General features: G+C 64.6%; 19 protein-coding genes. 17 read left to right on the top strand and 2 right to left on the bottom strand.

Features of this window, described 5'->3' with window-relative positions; translation table 11 throughout:
* Positions 1–17 precede the first annotated feature (17 nt).
* A complete protein-coding gene (locus tag VFY73_RS11665; protein WP_329718838.1) occupies positions 18–773 on the bottom strand; it encodes a TadE/TadG family type IV pilus assembly protein in 756 nt (251 codons plus the stop codon).
* Entirely contained in the window at positions 770–2,404 is a 1,635-nt protein-coding gene (lnt, locus tag VFY73_RS11660; protein ID WP_329718836.1) for an apolipoprotein N-acyltransferase, read from the bottom strand. The genes VFY73_RS11665 and lnt overlap by 4 nt, the downstream gene beginning before the upstream one ends.
* 333 nt (positions 2,405–2,737) lie before the next feature.
* Between lnt and VFY73_RS11655 the strand changes: the two genes are divergently transcribed.
* From VFY73_RS11655 to VFY73_RS11575, 17 genes are all read left to right on the top strand, one after another.
* The gene (locus VFY73_RS11655) at positions 2,738–3,028 is read left to right on the top strand and encodes a pilus assembly protein (RefSeq protein ID WP_329718834.1); all 291 of its coding nucleotides are present in this window, start codon (positions 2,738–2,740) and stop codon (positions 3,026–3,028) included.
* A gap of 97 nt (positions 3,029–3,125) precedes the next feature.
* Entirely contained in the window at positions 3,126–3,395 is a 270-nt protein-coding gene (locus VFY73_RS11650; RefSeq protein WP_329718832.1) for a hypothetical protein, read from the top strand.
* Positions 3,396–3,548: 153 nt separating this feature from the next.
* Positions 3,549–4,346 (top strand): OmpA family protein, encoded by a 798-nt coding sequence (locus VFY73_RS11645; RefSeq protein ID WP_329718830.1) that lies wholly within the window; start codon positions 3,549–3,551, stop codon positions 4,344–4,346.
* Positions 4,347–4,433: 87 nt separating this feature from the next.
* Positions 4,434–5,903 (top strand): pilus assembly protein TadG-related protein, encoded by a 1,470-nt coding sequence (locus VFY73_RS11640; protein WP_329718828.1) that lies wholly within the window; start codon positions 4,434–4,436, stop codon positions 5,901–5,903.
* A gap of 5 nt (positions 5,904–5,908) precedes the next feature.
* On the top strand, positions 5,909–6,808 hold the full coding sequence (locus VFY73_RS11635) for a hypothetical protein (RefSeq protein ID WP_329718826.1): 900 nt from the start codon (positions 5,909–5,911) through the stop codon (positions 6,806–6,808).
* Complete coding sequence (locus VFY73_RS11630) at positions 6,808–7,602, top strand: TadE family protein (protein WP_329718824.1); 795 nt, start codon at positions 6,808–6,810, stop codon at positions 7,600–7,602. Before VFY73_RS11635 ends, VFY73_RS11630 begins: the two co-directional genes overlap by 1 nt.
* 38 nt (positions 7,603–7,640) lie before the next feature.
* Complete coding sequence (locus tag VFY73_RS11625; RefSeq protein WP_329718822.1) at positions 7,641–8,318, top strand: hypothetical protein; 678 nt, start codon at positions 7,641–7,643, stop codon at positions 8,316–8,318.
* Positions 8,315–8,542: a hypothetical protein gene (locus VFY73_RS11620; protein WP_329718820.1), complete on the top strand. Its 228-nt coding sequence runs from the start codon at positions 8,315–8,317 to the stop codon at positions 8,540–8,542. The genes VFY73_RS11625 and VFY73_RS11620 overlap by 4 nt, the downstream gene beginning before the upstream one ends.
* 18 nt (positions 8,543–8,560) lie before the next feature.
* On the top strand, positions 8,561–9,490 hold the full coding sequence (gene cpaB, locus VFY73_RS11615; protein ID WP_329718818.1) for a Flp pilus assembly protein CpaB: 930 nt from the start codon (positions 8,561–8,563) through the stop codon (positions 9,488–9,490).
* A gap of 226 nt (positions 9,491–9,716) precedes the next feature.
* Entirely contained in the window at positions 9,717–11,066 is a 1,350-nt protein-coding gene (locus VFY73_RS11610; RefSeq protein WP_329718816.1) for a type II and III secretion system protein family protein, read from the top strand.
* Positions 11,067–11,082: 16 nt separating this feature from the next.
* Entirely contained in the window at positions 11,083–12,849 is a 1,767-nt protein-coding gene (locus VFY73_RS11605) for an ATPase, T2SS/T4P/T4SS family (protein WP_329718814.1), read from the top strand.
* On the top strand, positions 12,846–13,688 hold the full coding sequence (locus tag VFY73_RS11600; RefSeq protein ID WP_329718812.1) for a type II secretion system F family protein: 843 nt from the start codon (positions 12,846–12,848) through the stop codon (positions 13,686–13,688). Before VFY73_RS11605 ends, VFY73_RS11600 begins: the two co-directional genes overlap by 4 nt.
* 9 nt (positions 13,689–13,697) lie before the next feature.
* A complete protein-coding gene (locus VFY73_RS11595; protein WP_329718810.1) occupies positions 13,698–14,564 on the top strand; it encodes a type II secretion system F family protein in 867 nt (288 codons plus the stop codon).
* A gap of 21 nt (positions 14,565–14,585) precedes the next feature.
* Positions 14,586–14,930, top strand: coding sequence for a DUF192 domain-containing protein (locus tag VFY73_RS11590; RefSeq protein ID WP_329718808.1), 345 nt, complete (start codon positions 14,586–14,588; stop codon positions 14,928–14,930).
* Between the two features lie 10 nt (positions 14,931–14,940).
* Positions 14,941–15,996 carry an OmpA family protein gene (locus VFY73_RS11585; RefSeq protein ID WP_329718806.1) on the top strand — a complete coding sequence of 352 codons (1,056 nt, stop codon included), beginning with the start codon at positions 14,941–14,943 and terminating at the stop codon, positions 15,994–15,996.
* Positions 15,993–18,107, top strand: coding sequence for a fused MFS/spermidine synthase (locus tag VFY73_RS11580; RefSeq protein WP_329718804.1), 2,115 nt, complete (start codon positions 15,993–15,995; stop codon positions 18,105–18,107). Before VFY73_RS11585 ends, VFY73_RS11580 begins: the two co-directional genes overlap by 4 nt.
* 49 nt (positions 18,108–18,156) lie before the next feature.
* Positions 18,157–18,720 (top strand): hypothetical protein, encoded by a 564-nt coding sequence (locus tag VFY73_RS11575; protein WP_329718802.1) that lies wholly within the window; start codon positions 18,157–18,159, stop codon positions 18,718–18,720.
* Positions 18,721–18,838 lie beyond the last annotated feature (118 nt).

The raw sequence follows: 18,838 nt of genomic DNA, 5'->3' as shown, positions 1-18,838 counted from the left end.
TCCTTGTTCAGCTCAACTCAGTTCTGTTCCGCGCGGGATTGCATTTCGACGATCGCGAAGCTTTCGATGGGCATGTAGACCTTGCCGTCGGACAGCGGTCGCTTGTAGTACTTCAGGCAGTCGTCCGGGGATGAGAACAGCAGCAGCGCGTCCCAGGGTTTGACGTTGCCGTAAGCCTCGACACCGATCGAGCCGCTGCACATCATTCGCGAGATGACCCCCCCGATCAGCGGCACCTTCATTTCGTAGCCATAGCGCACGCGAATCTTCAGCAGGTTGGCGTCACGGATGTTCTGTTTCGACTTGGCACCGGTGGCCAAGGTGCGCCATTCCAGGTTGTCGTTCGGGATGTAGGTGGCCTTGGTTTTCGGATCCTTCACGCCGAAGTCGGCGAAGGTGTCCTTCGACGGGCTCAGGATCTCGATCTCGGCCTTGAACGGATTGAGCGACTCGTTCCGCCACTTGGATTCGAGATAGGCCTTGGCCAGGCGCTCCTTGTCGCCGCTGATCGTGCTGTCCTGATAGAAGGGGCTCAGGCCGCGAATCAGCGCCTCCCGAATCTCGTCCTCTCGGGCGTTGTGCAGGGAGCCGATCCGTGCGGCCATGAAGGTCGCATGGTTGAGGGTCAGCTTGGCCATGTAGACCATGCCGAATTGAATCAGGCTGAGCACGAACAGCGTGGCCAGCGGAAACACGATGACGAATTCAACCATCGTGATGCCACGGGCACGGTGCCGTCGGCAGTTCGAGTTGCGAGGCGATCGGGTGGTCATGGTGGTGAGTTAGGGTCGTTGGAGGAGGGGCGGCGGAACATGGCCAGCAAGCACCAGGCACCGGCCAGCGCCAGCGGAATCCAGGCCAGCCAGAGGGCGGCCCGGTGATAAGGGGTGTGGCCATCGCGGGCCTGCAGGCGAATGGGCAGCAGGTGGGCTGCTGAATCCGGCGCCTGCGCCGTGACCTGGCCATCGGGCGCGATCAGCGCAGAGGTCGAGCCCTGGCTCACCCGCAGCACCGGCTTGCCCGACTCCATGGCCCGCAGCCGAGCCACCGTCAGCATCTGCTGCCGGTACAGCGTGTTGTCGATCCACATGTCGTCGGCCAGGTTGACCAGCCAGTTGGCGCCGCGTGCCCGTTCCACCATCGTGAGCGGAAAAGCCAGCTCGTGGCAGATCGACGTTCCGATGGCCTGCCCCCCGGCGAACAGTGGTGCCTGCAGTTCCGGCGGGCCGCTGCGTTGGCCGTTGCGGGCCTTTTCGAACATCTGCTCGTACAGCGGCTGCAGCAGCTCGGGCCAAGGCAGGTACTCGCCGCCTGGCACCAGCCGTTCCTTCGCATACAGCGACTGACGGTCGGGCGACAACTGCACCACCGCGTTCATCAGATGAACGCCTTCGTTGTCGCGCAGCAGGTGCGGCATGCCCACCAGCACATGGACCCCCAACGCCCGCACGCGCTTGACCAGATCCAGCCAAGCGCCTTCGGCCACCTTCGGCGGAGGCTCGGGGAAATAGGTTTCCGCGGTAACCAGCACGGTACCGGGTGAGGCCATGCGCAGCGCCGCTTCCAGTTGATCCAGCGCTTCGTCGCGGGCTTCCCGCGTCCAACGCTTGCCTCGCTCGGCAGGGGGCTGGACGATCAGGGCGGCCACTTCGGCGTTGTCGTTCAGGTCCATCCACCGCGGACGCGGCTGCTGCTCCAGCTGCCACAAGGCGGCCCATCCGGCGAGGCAAAGCATCAAACCAACGGCAGCCACTCCGCTGGCTCGTCGCGCGCCGGCCAGTTGAAACCACACGACGAACGCGAGCAAGGCCGCGCTGCACCACACCGCCCAGCCCCAGCCAGCGGCGCCGACCAACGGCAGCGCCAACTTGGCACCGGGCATGTCGACGAAGGCCGAGCCCAGGCTGGCATAACCGCTGCCTAACCATCCAAACTGGCGCAGTGTTTCCGCGCACGCCAGCGTCAGCCCGACGCGCAAACCCAGGCGAACGGGGTCTCGATCGTGTGACGCATCGGGGCCCCGGGTTGCCCAGTCGAGCAGCCACCAGACGGGCACGAGTGGCAACAGGTGGGTGATGCCGAAGAAGGCCAGCACCGCGAGCTGCCAGGCGAACGTGTGGTCGCCCTCGCGCACGCCCAGGACAATCCAGCCGGTGCCGGCAATCTGCCATGCCGCCCACCCCAACGCAATGGCGAACAGGCCTTGTAACGAAGAGCGCCTGGACGCCGAGATCACCAGAACGCACATGCCAGCCAGCGCGAGCCAGCAGAATGGCCACGCTGAAGGCCACGCGGCCCCGAGACCCAGCATCACGCCGCACACGGCGGCGCCCAGCCACAACATCAGGGCCACGCCATCAACGCGCACGTGCGCAGGCCGCAAGCGCAGCAACTGCCGGGGCATTGCTCGCGCTGGTCGCCTTGCTGAACTCATCGCGACGCCTGCCGCCCGCACCATCTCTCCCCTGTCTATGTGACTTGTGGCGCGCGAGTCTCACGCGGCAGGTGCGACAAATCAAGCGCGAAACGGGATCCGCATCACTGTTTCAAAACTTTTACTCCGTGTTGCACAAAGGTCAGGATTAGGGGGATGTCAGCTGTTAGGCCGTACGAATATGGTTGCGCCAGCGAACCAAAAGTAAACGGTTTCGCGACCCTTTGGGCCTGTGTTTTGTCGTAGCCCGGCGCTTTGCGTCGCTGCGGGGCCCTTCGTCAACTATGCAAGTGAGGAAACTTCATGAAGCTGTTCGCCAACAAGTCGCAGCGCCACGCGCGCGGTCAAGGCATGACCGAGTACATCATCATCGTCGCGCTGATCGCAGTGGCGGCGATCGGTGTCTACAACCTGTTCGGCGCCACGGTGCGCAACCAGACGGCCGGTATGGCTGCCGCACTGGGCGGTGCTGGTACTGATGCCCAGAAGGCCAACAAGAAGGGTGTCACCAACGGCAAGGAATCGGTCAAGGAAGCCTCCGAGACCAAGAGCCTCGAGAACTTCACGGCCGGCGCCACCGTCAAGCCGAAGTAAGCTGTCCCGGCTTGAGTATTCATGGGGGCGTCGTCTGTTGACACGCCCCCGTCCGATATCTTCAGGTGCGGTTGGGGAGAAGTCGATGCGTGCAAGCATGAGCGCCCGTCGTCGCGTGCGCGGCCAGGGAATGACCGAGTACATCATCATCGTGGCGCTGATCGCGATCGCGGCGATTGGTGTCTACAACCTCTATGGCCGGATAGTGCGCAATCAAACCGCGGGCATTGCTTCGGCACTGGGCGGTGACGGCACGTCTGCTCAGGATGCCAACAAGTCTGCCAAGACAACCGGCAAGATGGTGACCATCGAGGCCGAGGCCAAGATCGGGCTCGAGAACTTCACAGAGCCTGCCAACACGAAGTAACGCCGTGAGCCCCTGTCGAGGGGGAATGGGCCGGTGTGGTGTCAACCCCCGCGGCCTGGTCGGTCATGGCGACCAGAGATTGACATGAGAATGATTGCGCGCCGCCTCTGTGGTCTGTTCCTCCTTGTTCTGGCAGCAGTTCTGGCGCCCACCGTGTGGGCTGCCGACTCCGACGAGCGAGACCATCCGCTGCTCAGCGGAATGCCGGGCTTCGAGATCCGCAGCAAGTCGGCAAAGGCCTTTGACGCCGTCGCGCTGGATCCCGACTACGACCTGCACGAAGCCAAGGGTGCGAAGTACACCGGCCCGATGAGCTTCGAAGGAAAGGTGACGCGAATCACCTATGCGCAGCCCGGCAGCGAGCGCAGCAAGATCGAAATCTTCCGCAACTACAAGGCGGCGATCGAGAAGCTGGGCGGCAAGCTGATCAGCGTTCCGCCGGACGCCGACGTGTCGGGCCAGCAGGTCTTTCGCATCGAGCAACCGGGCAAGGCGCCCGTCTCGGTGCTGCTCAAGGTCCCGTACGAATCGGAGTACTACCTCACGATCGTCGAGCATCAGGCCATGGCGCAGTCGGTCCAGGCGGGGCAGCTGGCCAAGGAAATTGGAAGCAGCGGCTTCGCCACGCTGTACATCAACTTCGACACCAACCAGGCGGTGCTGAAGGACGATGGCGTCGCAGCGGTCAAGGAAATAGCGGTGCTGATGAAGCAGTCGCCGAAACTGAAGCTGAGCATCGAAGGACACACCGACAACGTCGGTTCGGCGGCAGACAACAAGAAGCTGTCGCAGGCGCGCGCCGAGGCGGTCGTGAAGGCCGTGGTGGCGCAAGGCATCGATGGCAAGCGGTTGGTGGCGGTTGGTCGAGGCCAGGAGTCGCCGATCGCCGACAACCGCAATGAGGCAGGGCGTGCCAAGAACCGGCGCGTCGAACTGGTCAAACAGAGCTGACCTTCCGAGGGCGGCGCAGAGCAATGCAATGCGCGCACCGTGGCTGCCGATGGCGGCCGGTGCACTGGATGTGGAAAGGGAGATGCGATGAAGTTCACCGTGCGTAAGGTTGCCGGCGCGTCGCGCCGCAGTGTGCGCGGCCAGGCTGTGATCTGGCTGATGGGCACGATGGTCGCCTGCGCCGCGATCCTGTATGGCGTGTTCAACACCGCCCAGATCACGGTGGCCAAGCAACGCACCGTCAACGCGGCCGATGCTGGCGCGCTCGCTGGCGCGACCGTGCAGGCCCGGGTGCTCAACCTGGCGGCCTACAACAACCGCGCGATGATGGCCAATGAGGCCTTCCTGATCCAGATGCTCAGCATCGAAAGCTGGCTGCAGTACTTCGGCACGACAGCCGACAACTTCGGCACGCTGGCAGACATCGTCGGCATCTTCATTCCGCCCATCAAGATCATCGGTCAGATTCTCGACAAGCTCGCCGACGCGACCGAGAAGGCCCATGACATGTTGGTCAAGGCGGATGACAAGGCCGTCATCCCGCTGATCGAGACCGCCAAGTGGGGCTTGGCGCAAGCCCATACCGTGGTCATCAAAGGCGGCGGCGTGCTGGCCGAGGACGCGGCGACCAAGGTCGTCGACGCCAACCGTACGCACTTCGGCAACCACGAAGACGTCGGCGTCGAGATCGACAAGCGGCCCAAGGTCCGCGCGGCGACGTTCGCGCTCAACCAGACCCGGTGGTGGAACTTCACCAGGCAGTACTCCGCCAACGAACGCCAAGACTCGAAAGAGGTCGTGCTGAACTCGCGCGACGGTTTCTCCACGTCGCGCAAAGGTGAGTGGTACCTGAACCTCAATGCCGGCCTGGTGGGCACCGAGAAAAACGGCGGATCGGTCCTGAAGGGCTTCGACCGCTGGGAAACGCAGGACACCCTGGAGATCTGGGAGAAGGTGCCCTGCAAATCCGGCATGTGCAAAGAGTACCAACCCATTGGTTGGGGCCGCTCGAATGCCGACCCGGATGGCTCGTCGGGCGATGTCTGGGAGCCCAAGCGCTGGGCGCAGAAGCTGGCGCATTCGGACGCTACTTCGCATGGCGGCAACAGCGGCAAGTTCTCCAACTGGACCGGCGTGCCCAATGTGTTCGATGTGCGCGACAAGGCTGCGGACGCGCGTGCCGGCCTGGGCGTCGATTTCATCGTGGCAACGCGCAAGTCGCGCGCTGCGGTTCTGACCACCGATCAGATGGGCATCGGGCAAGACACGCCTGCAGTCACCGGTTCCGCCGACATGAAGGAGCGGGCGGAGGCTGATCAATACACCGCATTGGCCAAGGCGCGGGTGTTCTTCGAGCGGCCCCAGCGCGGCCTGCTCAACGACAAGACCGCGAACCCCCTGTGGCGCCCCGATAACGCGAAGGAATACGGCTCGCTGTTCAGCCCGTACTGGCAGGCCCGGCTGACGGACCTGACGGCTGTCGAGAAGGGCGAATTGCTGCTGGCCATGGACATGCTGCCCGACAAGATCCTCTACACCCCCGGGGGGCAGAAGTGATCTTCGTGGCCGACAAGTTCGCGGTGCTTCGGCCGAGGTGGCCGATGCTGGCCGTCGCGCTTACGGTGGCCTGCGCACCGAGTGTCGCGCAGGACAGCCGCTCGCCGATTCATGTCCATCGGGTTGCCACAGGCAATCTCGATGGCTTGAAGAACGCCATCAAGCTGAGTGTCGAAGCCTGTCGCGCGGTCAAGAACCTGCCGCTGGGTGCCCCGGTGTCATTGCCGTCGGACACCTACCTCGCCAAGCTGGCAGTCGTCGAGGCCAAGGAGTACTTCGACGGCGCGAACCATGCGACGTACCACACGGTGCGCCGCGTGGCGGCCGATCCGGCCAGCGGCACGTGCCAGCTGATGCTGTTTCATGAGCGCTCCGGGTGGGCGGGCCAGATGTGCGGCAGCGCGACGAAGGGAAGCTCCACCTCGATCAACAAGCTGCTCGACTACAACCGGCCCGAACCTGCTGCCAACCAGGTCGACACGGTGGCGGCGCCGCGCAAAGGCTGCGGCAAGAAGGCCAAGACCTACGACGTCACTGGCCTGCCAATCGAAAACGCAGGTCGCGCGAGTTGCGTGTGGGACTCCGACATCATCGCCAAGCAGATGCGGGCCGCCGGCCTGAAGGCCGAGGGCCACAAGAAGGGCAGCCCGGCTGCCGATTTTTGCCTCTACGCACGTCAACCGATCTACGTTCACAACGGTCACCACGAACTGGTGGTCTTGAAGAGTTCCGGCTCGACCGAAGGCGACGCGCTCGACCAGTTGCTCGGCGAGAACACCGCCTACTTGAACGATCAACTCGTCGATTTCAGCGACGGCAGCCCGATCCCGGCCGAAAGATTCAGCGCTGGGGCAGTGCGCAGCTTCGTGGCTCAACCGGCAAAAACGCCTTTGGGAGAACACTGATGAAGAATCCGAACACAGGTGCGGTCCGTTCAGTGCAACGCGGCCAATCGATCGCCGAATTCCTCGTGGCGTTGGCGGTGCTCACGCCCATTTTCATGGCTGTGACCTACGCCGGGCGCTATGGGGACCTGCAGATGTCTGCCACCCAGGCGAGCCGTTATGCCGCCTTCCAACGCGCGCGGGAGCCGAGCACCGCACGGCTGTCAGATAGCGTCCTGGCCGATCAGATGCGCACCCGCTTCTTTGCGGACGGCGACTATTTGAACCACGGCCATCTGCAGTCGGACGACAGCATCGACAAGCTGAAGAAGGAAAAGGGTCAGCCGACACTGTGGACGGACCTGGGCGGCGCCCCGCTGCTGACGAAGCCGGAAAAGAACATCACGCTGGCCTGGGGCGACGCGCCCATCGGGACGGGCACCGTCACCAAGGCGATGGACCTGATGACCAAGACCGCCAGCAAGGAATACAAGGGCGGCCAGGTGGCGCGTGTGGAAGTGACACTGGCCAACAAGCTGGACCTGATCTCCGACTCGCCCAAGCCGCTGGTGATTGCGGCGGCCACGGCGGCTGCGGGAGATTCGCTGAACAGTGGCGGCTCCAAGTCCACCCGTGATGCGGCGGCCACGATTGTGCCGACGGCGTACATCCCGGGCATCTTGACCGGCTTGCTGGAAGAAGCACTGGACCTGTTCGAGCCGGAAGGGCCGAAGATCGGTTGCATCAAACCCGACGTGGTGCCCGGCCACCGCCTGGAAGGCGGTCCGGCCAACAACAGCGCATGCGTGAAATAGCACGTTCGTGTCGCTGGGCCTGCTTTGCAATGTTGGTCATGGCATCGCCGGGGGCTCTGGCGGACCCTGAATGGCCGAGCGTGCCAGAGCCGCCCCGTGCCAAGTTGGAGTGGGTGGCTCGTGATTCGGTCGTCAATGGATTGCCGACCCGCATCGAGCGATTCGAGTCGGAACTGAGTGTGGGCGAAGTGTTGAGTTTCTATCGCGCGCGTTGGGCGGGTGCCAAGGCCGGCCCGCCGCGCGAAACGAGTGCGGGGGGCTGGCAAGGCCTGTCCACGCTCACGGGCGACTTTCAGATTGCCGTGCAGGTCAAGTCACGCAAGCCGTCCGGCAGCGAAGGTTTGATCAGCACGGCGCATTTCGGCGGTGTGCGCAAGGACCCGATCCCGGCGCAGCTGCCACGGTTCTTCGACACGAAGATTTCGCAGATCACCGAATCCACTGACGGCCCGCAACGCAGCCAGCTGGTGACGATGGTCAGCACGGAGAGTTTTGATTTGAACTTGCAGCGTTGGCGAGGCGAATGGCTGCGGCGCGGTTGGAAGATCGTCTTCGAGAACCAACCGCCGGTCGATCGCGACGGCATCAAGACGTGGTTGGCGAGTTTTGCCAAACCGCCGCAATCGGTCGACCTGGCGATGAGCTGGCGCCCGTCCGACCGCAAAACCTACCTTACTGCCAATCTGCTGGGGCCTGTTGACGGAGCGCGGCCATGAAAACTTTGAACCGGTTGCCCCATTCGTTTTCCGCCGCGCTGTTGACGCGGCGCATGCGTTCTGGCCAGCGCGGCCAGGCGATGCTGGAGTACGCGCTGATCGGCGGGGTGCTGGCGTCGGCGCTGTTCCTGATGGATTTTGGCGGCAGGACCGGTGCGCAGTACCTGACCGACATGATCCGAGCCTTCTTCCGCAATCTCACTTACTACCTTTCGCTTCCCTGACCGGAAGGGGCGTTGTCCATGGCTTTCCAGAAACCGAAGATCAATACCAACTGGCTCCTGCTGGGCGTGGCCATCGCGCTGGGCATTGGGGCGGTCGTTCTCAGCAACCACGTGATCCAGCGTCGCATGGCGCAACTCGAAGAAGAAGCGAACAGCGGCAAGCAAACCGTGAGCGTGGTGGTCGCCAAGCGCGACATGCAGCGGGGTGAATCGATTTCTGGCGAAACGATGGCGGTGCGTGAGGTGCCCGCCGAGTTCGTGCACGCCGATGCGATCCGGCCGGAGCAGTTCGCTTCGATGGAGCGTCAGCGTCTGGCGGTGCCGATCAAGCGCGGCGACGTGCTGTTGCCCGTCCACTCCGAAGGCAACGGCGGCCAGGTCTTTTCGGCCACGCTTAAAAAAGGCCTGCGCGCGCTGACGTTCGAAGTCGACGCTGTCAACTCGATCTCCGGCATGCTGCGCCCTGGCGACCGCATCGACTTGATCTACTCCGCCCGGCCGGTGAACGCGAGCAGCGAGGACGCGGATGTCACTGCGCCGCTGCTGTCTAACGTGGCCATTCTGGCCACCGACCAGTCACTGACGAAACGCGACGACGAGTCCGGCCAGGAGCGTTCGTTCTCGACCATCACGCTCGAGGTGTCGCCCTACGACGCCAACCGCATCATCGTGGCCAAGGAGTCTGGCCGCTTGACCGCCGTGTTGCGTCACCCTGAAGACGAGGCCCCTAACGGCACGCGCGCCTTGACCGCTGCCAACCTGGCCAGTCATGGCGACGGCCGTGCCAATCTGGGCCCAACGATCGAATACATCGTCGGTGGCGGTGGCAGTGGCCCCGCCGACACCCAGTTCCAACTTGCTCGCTTGGCGTCGGCCGCTCTGTCACCGGCCGGCCAGGCGAAGAACAACCGCGCCGGCCCGGCTGCGCCGGTGCCTTCCGTGCGCTGAGCTCGCATGCAATCGACCAAAAACAGGATAAGTCATCTTGGGGGGAAGCGTTTTGTTGTCGCCCGTTACGTCTTTCGTTGCTCGCGGCCTGCTGCCGCTGAGCCTGGCACTCGTGCCTGCTGCCCTGGCATGGGCTCAAACAGCGGGGACGCCTGCGTCGCCGCGTGACGCTGGCGCAGGCCGCGGTCAGGTCAATCCACCGCCGGTCATCACCACGCCAGGCACCTTGATCGAGACACAGCGGCCACCGGGCCCAGCGGTGCGTGCCCCGGCAACGCCGGTGGTTGTCGAGACCGGCTTGAAAAGGGTGATGGCCGTCGGCGAGGTGTCGACCATCGGCCTGACAGGCGTCGCACGGATCGCCATCGGCAACGGCGCCTTGGTCAAGGCCACGGTGGTGGACGATCGCGAGATCGTGCTGTTGGCCGAAGCTGCCGGACAGACGGTGATGCACGTCTGGTTGCGCAATGGCCGACAGCTCAGCTACGAGCTGAATGTGCTGGCGTCTCGCGCAGGCCAGGTCATCGAAGATCTCCACGCCTTGCTGAAGGAAACGCCGGGCATCGCCGCGCGAACGGTGGGCGAGCGCATCGTCATCGAAGGCCGCTACCCGAACGCCGAGGCGGCGGCGCGCATCAAGCTGCTGACCACCCACTTTCCCCAGGTGCTGAACCTGGTGCCTGAAGCGCCGGCCGATGCCGACCCGCTGCAGCTCGAGCGCATGGTGCAGATCGACCTGCGCGTGGTCGAGGTGAAAAAGCGCGCGCTGGACCAACTGGGCATCAAGTGGGTGGCGAGCGCGAACGGGCCGACGCTGGCCACTTCGGCGCTGGGCTACGCCAACACGCCGTTCCGTCCCGAGACGGGCTTCGCGCCGGTCACCACCAAACACCCGATTGCCACTTACCTGGGGCTGGCGTCCCAGATTACCTCCGCCCTTCAGTTCCTCGAGCAAAACGGTGACGCCTGGACGCTGGCGGAGCCGCGCTTGTCGTGCCGCAGCGGTGGCACGTCCGAGTTTCTGGCGGGCGGCGAGATTCCGATTCCGGTCGGGCAAGGCTTCGGCGTCGTGTCGGTGGAGTACAAGCAGTATGGTGTGTCGATCGAGTTCAAGCCGGTCGCCGACAGCCAAGGCAACATCGACTCGCATCTGTTGATCGAGGTCAGCGAGCCGGATACCCGCAACGCCAATGGCGGTTTCATTGCGTTCACGACCAACCGCACCGAGACGCAGGTCGCGCTGAAGTCCGGCGAGCCCCTGGTGATCTCCGGCCTGCTGCGGCAGAAGTCTGACAAGTCGTCGGACGCGCTGCCGGGCCTTGGCCGCCTGCCCTTCATCAACCTGCTGTTCGGCGCCAAGGAAGCTCGAACCGAGCAGACCGAGCTGTTCGTCATTGCCACGCCGCGGGTGATCGTGCCGGACTCTGCCCTGAACCGGGCCGGCCTGGAGCGCGCTGCGGCCATGGCTGCCGAGACCGACGAGAGAACGCGGGCGCGGGTGGACAAGAAGGAAGCGGATCCGACGCCTGTCGTCGACAGCAACCCCGCAGGCGGCTCCTCACGCGGCAGCCGCTAAGCTAACGAGACACTCCATGCTCACGATCGAAATCGCCGGTAGTTCGGCGTCAGGCACCAATCCGCTGCGCATACATGCGCCGCGATGTGTGATCGGCAAAGACCTCGATTGCGAAGTCACGCTGCCAGGCTGGCGCGTCAGCAAGCGCCACGCTGAAGTGTTTGTCTCGAACGATCGGGTGTACGTCCGCGACCTCGACTCGACCTTCGGCACGCTGGTCAACGACCGCAAGCTGGAGCAAGCTCACCCGGTGGGCAACAACGACGAGATCAAGATCGGCTCCCATTCGCTCAAGGTGATGTGGCACCGCCCGGGCGGGGACGATGCGGAGCTGACCCAGGCGCCGGAGAAGCCGACCGCGGCCAAATCCACCAGTCGCGCCCCCGCGCCCGCTGCCGCGCGCGCGCCAGCCCCGCCGCCAGCCGCGCCGGCACCGGTGGCTGCCGCCGAGCCCGCGCCGCCCACGCCTTCGCCGATCAACGAGGAGCATTACAAGTTCCGGCGCCTGCTCCATGATCGGTTGCTGGAAGCGTTCGACGTGCGGCGTACCGACACCCACCGGATGGCGGACGACGATCTTCGCGAGCTGACCGAGAAGCTGATTCGAGACCTCATCGCGAAGATGGGCTCTGACCTGCCGCCGCACATCGACAAACAGCACCTGCTGGACGAGGTGCGCGACGAGGCGATCGGGCTGGGCCCGCTGGAGCCCTTGCTGGCCGACCCGACCATCACTGAAATCATGGTGAACCGGCACGACGAAGTGTTCGTCGAGCGCACCGGTCAGCTGCAGCGTTGGCCTGCTGTCTTCACCAGCGACCGTGCCGTGCAGGGCATCATCGAGCGCATCGTGGCACCGATCGGGCGCCGCATCGACGAAAGCTCGCCGATGGTCGACGCGCGGCTGAAGGATGGTTCGCGTGTGAATGCGGTGATCCCGCCGCTGGCATTGAAGGGCCCGTCGATCACGATCCGGAAGTTCTCCAAGCGCAAGCTGGGTTCCGACGACCTCCTGAAGTTCGGCTCGGCCAGCCCGGCGATGATCGAGTTCCTTCGGGTGTGCGTCGAAAAGCGCAAGAACATGCTGATCTCCGGCGGTACCGGCTCCGGCAAGACCACGCTGCTTAACATCCTGTCGAACTTCATCCCCGACGGCGAGCGCATCGTCACCATCGAGGATGCGGCTGAACTTCAGCTGCACCACAGCAACATCGTGTCCCTGGAGGCGCGCCCGGCCAACATCGAAGGCAAGGGGCACATCTCGATTCGCGAGTTGGTAAGAAACTCGCTGCGGATGCGGCCGGACCGGGTGGTCGTCGGCGAATGCCGGGGCGGCGAGGCCCTGGACATGCTGCAGGCGATGAACACCGGCCACGACGGCTCGTTGACCACCGCGCACGCCAACAGCCCGCGCGACATGCTGGCGCGCCTGGAGGTGATGGTGCTGATGGCCGGCATGGACCTGCCGGTCACGGCCATTCGCGAACAGGTGGCGTCCGCGATCGACATCATCGTGCAGCAGACGCGCTTTGCCTGCGGCACCCGCAAGGTGACCAGCATCGTCGAAGTCACCGGTGTCGAAAGCGGCAAGATTCAGCTGCAGGAGGTGTTTGCCTTCGAGCAGACGGGCATCAATGCCGCCGGCAAGACGCAGGGCTTCTTCGTCGGCCGAGGCTTCGTGCCCGAGTTCTACGACGAGCTGGCCCGCATCGGCGTGCCGCTCGACCTGGGCATCTTCAACGACGGGCTGCCACCGCGCGATGACGAGGAGCGCCGGGGATGATGCTCGAGTACGCGCTGATCAGCCTGATGGTGCTCGGCGCTGTGATGGCCGGCCTGTGGACGCTGCGCGGCGCCTACCAGAACTGGCGCGAGCAATTCACCGAGAACGCGCGGGTCTCGCTGGAGGACATGTTCCTCTTCGTCGACCCGCGTGCGCTGTTCCGGGCCAACGTGGCCCTGTTTGTGCTGTTGCCGCTGTTCGTCTGGTTGGCCACCGGGGCGCTGTTCTTTGCGGTGGTGGCCGCCTTGGCCGGCGCCATCTTTCCGCGCGTGGCGTGGGTGGTCATGCGCAATCGCCGCATGGCGAAGCTGGTACTGCAGCTGCCTGATTCGTTGACCATGATGGCCGGTTCGCTGCGCGCCGGTGCCAGTCTTCAACAGGCGCTCGACATGGTGGTCAAGGAAAGCCCGGCACCGATCTCGCAGGAGTTTTCGCTGCTGCTGCGCGAGCAGCGTCTGGGCCTGGCGCTGGAAGACTCGCTGCGCGGCATGGCGCAGCGCCTGAAGGTCGAAGACATCGAGCTGTTCGTGTCGGCCATGAGCATCGCGAAGGAAGTGGGCGGCAACCTGTCCGAGATCCTGGATCGCCTGTCCAGCACGTTGCGCGCCAAGCAGGTGATGGAAGGCAAGATCAAGGCCCTGACGTCGCAGGGCAAGCTGCAGGGCATCATCGTCGGCATGCTGCCCATCTTCCTGGCGGGCATCCTCTATGTGATGGACCCGGCGTCGATGATGCCGCTGTTCGTCACCTGGTACGGCTGGGGCGTGATGGCGGGGGTGTTCGTCATGCTGATGCTGGGCGGCTTCTTCATCAAGAAGATCGTCACCATCGATGTGTAGGCGACAAGCATGAACGACGCACTCCTCGTCTCGATGATGGCCGGCGGCGCGCTGGCCATCGCGGCCTTCTCGATCTGGCGCCTGGTCGCCGAACTGGGCAGTGCCGAAACCATCTACCGCGACCGTCCGCCGACCGGTTTTCGGTGGCTGTGGCCGGCGGTGAACATCTTCGCCAACACCTTCGGTTTCCTGCTGCGAGGCGAGCGCGAAGCAGCGCTGCTGGCCAGGCTGCGCAAGGCGGGCCAGGAGTACGCGTTGACGCCGCACCAGTTCTTCGGCGGCAAGCTCGTCGGATTGTTGCTCGGCGTGGCGGTGGGTATGTCGCTGGCCGGTGATGGGATGCTGCTGATAGGTGCACTGCTGGGCGGGCTGTTCGGCTACGCGTACCCCGACATCTGGCTGAACGACCACACCAAGGCCCGCAACCTGGCCATCCTGAAGGCACTGCCGTTCTTTCTGGACATCGTCACGCTGTCGATCGAGGCCGGCCTGAACCTGACCGGCGCGCTGCAGAAGTCGGTCGACAAGTGCAAGCCCGGGCCGCTGATGGTGGAAATCAACCGCGTGCTGCGCGACGTACGCGCCGGCAAGCCGCGGATCGAAGCCTTGCGCGACCTGGCCGATCGGATGGACTACGCGCCGATCTCCAGCCTGGTCAGTGCGCTGGTGCAAGGCGAGTTGATGGGCTCCAGCCTCGGCCCCATCCTGCGGGCCCAGAGCGACCAGCGGCGAACCGAACGATTCCAGCGTGCCGAGAAGCTCGCGATGGAAGCGCCGGTCAAGATGCTGGGCCCGCTGATCATGTTCATCTTCCCTTGCACCTTCGTCGTCATCGGCTTCCCGATCGTCATGAAGTTCCTGGCCTCGGGCATGTAGGCCGACGGCACGCGGGGTCCCATGTCCTTGATGAATCTGCACGTCGACGGCCAGCGCACGGCCTGGCGCATCCGGCAGGCCGCGCGCTGGTGGTCCCGCGCCATCGGCCTGTTGGCGACGCCCGCCCTGGAAGACCCGTGCGGGCTGTGGATTGCGCCGTGCAATTCAGTCCACACCCTGGGCATGCGCTACCCGATCGACGTGGTGTTCGTGCGCGCCGACGGCACGATCGCGAAGGTCGTCGAGCAACTGCGTCCCTGGCGGGCCGCAGGCTGCCGCCAGGCCCGGTTCACGCTGGAGCTGCGGGCAGGTTTGGCCCGGCAACTGCAGCTGCGTCCCGGCATGACGCTTGCGCTGGCCGTCTGAATTCCATCCCATGACACAGTTCCTGCAGGCGGTGACGCCGTTGCACCGCCCTCCTGGCCGCCTGCCATCGGCGTTCCTGGCCCTCATGTTGGCCGGTTCGGCCGCGGCCGCTGACGTGCCATGGGGCACCGACGTGCCCGGCGGTGTCGACCATCCGATCGTCCGGCGTTTTGCCGGGTCCTGGCTCATCGGTCACCAGAAGCAGCCGTGGGACCAGACGCTGTGGCCGACGAGCCCGGCGGTGGCTGCCAGCGATCGCCTGAAAGATGCCGTCACGCTCGAAGGCGAGATCACGCGGCTGGTCTACCTGACACCTGCCGGCAAGAGCCCGTTGGAGGTCTTTCGCAACCACGAACAAGCCTTTGCCGCGGCAGGCTTCAAGCGTGAATTCTCGTGCGAGCAGTCCTGCGACGCGTTCTATTGGGCCTGGTACCGGCACACCAAGCCGACCGAAGGCCTGCGCTGGCAGACGAAGGGCAGCATTCCCGCGGGTGAAGGCTCAGGCCGCTACAGCATGACTTCGGCACTGCAGTCCAGCCGCGGCCGCTTCTGGGTTGGCACGTCGCCGCGCGGAGCCAAGGTGCTGCTGTACACCAGCGACGCGGCAAACGAGAAGACCGGCTTGGCCACGGCCTTGCTGCAGATCGTCGAACCCAAGGCGATGGCCACTGGCCAGGTCGAGGTTGCAGATGCCGCTGCGCTGCAGGCGGGCTTGAACGAGCAGGGCCGGGCGACCCTCGGCGGCCTGTTCTTCGACACCGGCAAGGCCCAACTGAAGCCGGATTCCAAGCCGCAGCTCGAGGCGATGGCGGCGCTGCTGAAGAGCCAGTCGGCGTGGAAGGTGTTCATCGTCGGCCACACCGACAACGCCGGCGACTTCGACGCCAACCTGGCCCTGTCTCAGCAGCGGGCCCAGGCTGTCGTGGCGGCCCTGGCCGCTGCCCCTTTCAACATCGACGCCCGGCGCATGAGCGCGAAGGGAGCCGCCAACATCGCGCCGGCGGCTCCCAACTCTGATGAGGCGGGCAGGGCGCGCAACCGCCGCGTAGAAATGGTCCTCCAATGAGTCAGACGTCCTTGCCCGTGGGAGTCGCCAGCGGCGGCGCGCCGGTTGTCGTTCGCGTCGCCAGCGCCACCCGCTATCTCTTCGTTGCCTGCATCTTCCTGTCGGCGTTCCTGCTGTTCCTGGTGCAGCCGATCATCGCGAAGCAGATCATGCCGTGGTTCGGCGGCACCTCGGCTGTCTGGACCACCTGCCTGACGTTCTTTCAATTGATGCTGCTGGCGGGATACGCGTACTCCGATCTTGCGACACGCTGGCTCAAGCCGCGCTCGCATGCCCTGCTGCACGTCGTGTTGTTGGGCGCTGCTGTGGCCTTCTTGCCCATCCTGCCGGGTGAATGGCTAAAGCCCGATCCGCAGAATGCGCCTATCAGCCAGGTGCTGCTCCTGCTGCTCATGACCGTGGGCCTGCCGTACTTTTGCCTGGCAACGACCGGGCCGCTGCTGCAGGCCTGGTACACCCGCCTGTATCCCGGCAGCCAGGTCTACCGGCTGTTCGCATTGTCAAACCTGGCCTCCCTGGCCGCACTGCTGGCCTACCCGTTCAGCATTGAGCCGTATGCGGGCAGCGTGCAGCAATCGACCTACTGGAGCCTGGCCTTCGGCGCTTTTGCCGTGCTGTGCGCGGGGTGTGCATGGGCCAGCCGCAATGCGCCGCGTCCGGAGGCCGCCGCCACGGTTCCGGCTGCGCACCAGGCGTCGTCGTTGACGCCCACTCGCAAGGACTACGCCCTTTGGCTGACCCTGTCGGCCATGGGTTCGATGATGCTGATTTCGGTGACGAGCCACATCACGCAGAACATCGCGGCGGTGCCGATGCTGTGGCTGTTGCCGTTGTCGCTCTACCTCCTGACCTTCGTCCTGTGCTTCGAGGGGCGCGGTTGGTATCGACGCTCGATCTTCGCGGCGCCGCTGATCCTGTCGCTCATCGCGATGTCATGGGGCTTGAACACACCGCCGGCCGACATCAACGTCATGATGGCGGTTCCTGCCTACGGCATCGGCACCTTTTGCTGCTGCATGTTCTTTCACGGCGAGCTCAGTCTGCGCAAGCCTGCTGCGGAGTACCTCACGCGGTTCTACCTGACGTTGAGTCTTGGTGGCGCGGTGGGGGGCACGTTGATCGGCGTGGTGGCGCCCAATGTGCTGGACGGCATGTACGAGTTTCCGGTGGTGCTCGTCATCACTGCGGGCTTGATGCTGGTGCTGCTGAGGCATTACCTGACCGCCAACAAGGCGGCCTACATCGTCCTGGCGCTGGCCATCGTCAGCACCGTGCTGACGGTGCTGATGGCTGGCGCCTCGATCAACCACGACATGAATGGGACGCTGATGAGGATGAGAAACTTCTACGCTGCGTCGCAGGTGGTCGAGCGCAAGTTCAACGGCGAGACGATGCGCGTGCTGAACAACGGCCAGATCATGCACGGCTTGCAGGTTCGCTCGGCCGAGAAGATCGCCATGCCCACCACCTATTACGGGGCGTCGAGCGGGGTGGCACATGCCATGCGTAGGTTCGCGGACGCGCCTCGAAACGTCGGTGTGATCGGCCTGGGCGTCGGCACGATGGCGGCGTATGGCAAGGACAAGGATGTCATCCGCTTCTACGAGATCAACCCGCAAAGCCAGCTGATCGCGCAGCGCGAGTTCAGCTTCCTGAAGGACTCCGCGGCGGACATCCAGGTGGTGCTGGGCGACGCGCGATTGCAGATGCAGGCCGAGTTGGAGCGCGGTGAACCCGGCCAGTTCGACGTGCTGGTGGTCGACGCCTTCTCCGGCGACTCGATCCCGGTCCATCTGCTGACGAAGGAGGCGATGGACATCTACCGTGCACACATGAAGCCCAACGGCATCATCGCCTTCCATGTCTCCAACCTCTTCCTCAACCTGAAGCCGGTGGTGGCCGATCTGGCGGCAAACGCCGGTTTGCAAGCCGTCTACATGCGCAACGAGGAGAAGTATCCGGAGACGGCATCAGCCTGGGTGCTGGTCACCAGCGACCAGGTCTTCCTCAACGATCCGGATGTGCTGAAGCAGCGCAGGCCCATCGCACCGATCGCCGGGCTGGAGCTGTGGACCGACAGCCGCAACAACCTGTACCAGATCCTCGACTGACGGGCCGAAGACCGACATGACATCAGCGACGAACGCGCTGGGTGCCGCGATGCTGGCGCTGGCCGTGGGCACCGCGGCGGCCCAGGTCGTGCCCGCCGATGCTTACGACGTGGGGCCACCCACTTTGTCGTGCCTCATCACCGAAAACAGCATCGGGCCGCTGCGCATCGGGATGACCTTGGGTGAAGCGCGCAAGGCATGGCCCGAAGCCAAATTCGAGCGCCGTGCCGGATTGGACGAACTGGTGGAACTCGCGGTGGTGGTCGATCGCCAAACGTTGGTGATCAGCGACATCGGCTACGACATCCCACCCGGGGCGCTTCCCGACAAGACGGTCTTGCGGAACCTGGCAACCTACCACCCCTGGTGCAAGGACGCCCGCGGGATTGGCTCGGGCTCGCTGCTGAGCGATGCCGCCGCTGCTTACGGCGGATTGGTGGTGATCCGCAAGAGCGATATCGAACAGCGCGAATATGCGAGCTTCAAAGCGACGTCGCCGCGGATGCACTTTCGGGTCGACTACACCAGCATCTTCTACCCCGAATCACCGCGCAGCACGACGGCGTTCAAGCCCGAGGCGCGCCTGATGGGAATCGAAATCAGCGCCTACTGAACAGCGCCGTCGATCGCCGTCACCCCTCCAATCGCTTCTGAAACACCAGCCCCGCGTGCTCGCGCAGCGCGTGGAACTTGATCTTCGGCCAGTTGCCTTCGATCGCGCGCAGCTCGGC

It is taken from the genome of Ideonella sp., from assembly GCF_036277275.1.
Taxonomy (GTDB): domain Bacteria; phylum Pseudomonadota; class Gammaproteobacteria; order Burkholderiales; family Burkholderiaceae_C; genus Ideonella.
Note: the sequence above shows the minus strand (reverse complement) of the source record. Positions and strands in the feature narration are given on the sequence as shown.

What these genes read in the sequence shown, in the direction of transcription:
- VFY73_RS11630 (WP_329718824.1), top strand. Translation starts at nt 6,808, where the DNA reads ATGAAGAATCCGAACACAGGTGCGGTCCGTTCAGTGCAACGCGGCCAA.
- lnt (WP_329718836.1), bottom strand. Translation starts at nt 2,404, where the DNA reads ATGCCCCGGCAGTTGCTGCGCTTGCGGCCTGCGCACGTGCGCGTTGAT.
- VFY73_RS11665 (WP_329718838.1), bottom strand. Translation starts at nt 773, where the DNA reads ATGACCACCCGATCGCCTCGCAACTCGAACTGCCGACGGCACCGTGCC.
- VFY73_RS11580 (WP_329718804.1), top strand. Translation starts at nt 15,993, where the DNA reads ATGAGTCAGACGTCCTTGCCCGTGGGAGTCGCCAGCGGCGGCGCGCCG.
- VFY73_RS11600 (WP_329718812.1), top strand. Translation starts at nt 12,846, where the DNA reads ATGATGCTCGAGTACGCGCTGATCAGCCTGATGGTGCTCGGCGCTGTG.
- cpaB (WP_329718818.1), top strand. Translation starts at nt 8,561, where the DNA reads ATGGCTTTCCAGAAACCGAAGATCAATACCAACTGGCTCCTGCTGGGC.
- VFY73_RS11575 (WP_329718802.1), top strand. Translation starts at nt 18,157, where the DNA reads ATGCTGGCGCTGGCCGTGGGCACCGCGGCGGCCCAGGTCGTGCCCGCC.
- VFY73_RS11590 (WP_329718808.1), top strand. Translation starts at nt 14,586, where the DNA reads ATGTCCTTGATGAATCTGCACGTCGACGGCCAGCGCACGGCCTGGCGC.
- VFY73_RS11620 (WP_329718820.1), top strand. Translation starts at nt 8,315, where the DNA reads ATGAAAACTTTGAACCGGTTGCCCCATTCGTTTTCCGCCGCGCTGTTG.
- VFY73_RS11625 (WP_329718822.1), top strand. Translation starts at nt 7,641, where the DNA reads ATGGCATCGCCGGGGGCTCTGGCGGACCCTGAATGGCCGAGCGTGCCA.
- VFY73_RS11655 (WP_329718834.1), top strand. Translation starts at nt 2,738, where the DNA reads ATGAAGCTGTTCGCCAACAAGTCGCAGCGCCACGCGCGCGGTCAAGGC.
- VFY73_RS11640 (WP_329718828.1), top strand. Translation starts at nt 4,434, where the DNA reads ATGAAGTTCACCGTGCGTAAGGTTGCCGGCGCGTCGCGCCGCAGTGTG.
- VFY73_RS11605 (WP_329718814.1), top strand. Translation starts at nt 11,083, where the DNA reads ATGCTCACGATCGAAATCGCCGGTAGTTCGGCGTCAGGCACCAATCCG.
- VFY73_RS11595 (WP_329718810.1), top strand. Translation starts at nt 13,698, where the DNA reads ATGAACGACGCACTCCTCGTCTCGATGATGGCCGGCGGCGCGCTGGCC.
- VFY73_RS11585 (WP_329718806.1), top strand. Translation starts at nt 14,941, where the DNA reads ATGACACAGTTCCTGCAGGCGGTGACGCCGTTGCACCGCCCTCCTGGC.
- VFY73_RS11650 (WP_329718832.1), top strand. Translation starts at nt 3,126, where the DNA reads ATGAGCGCCCGTCGTCGCGTGCGCGGCCAGGGAATGACCGAGTACATC.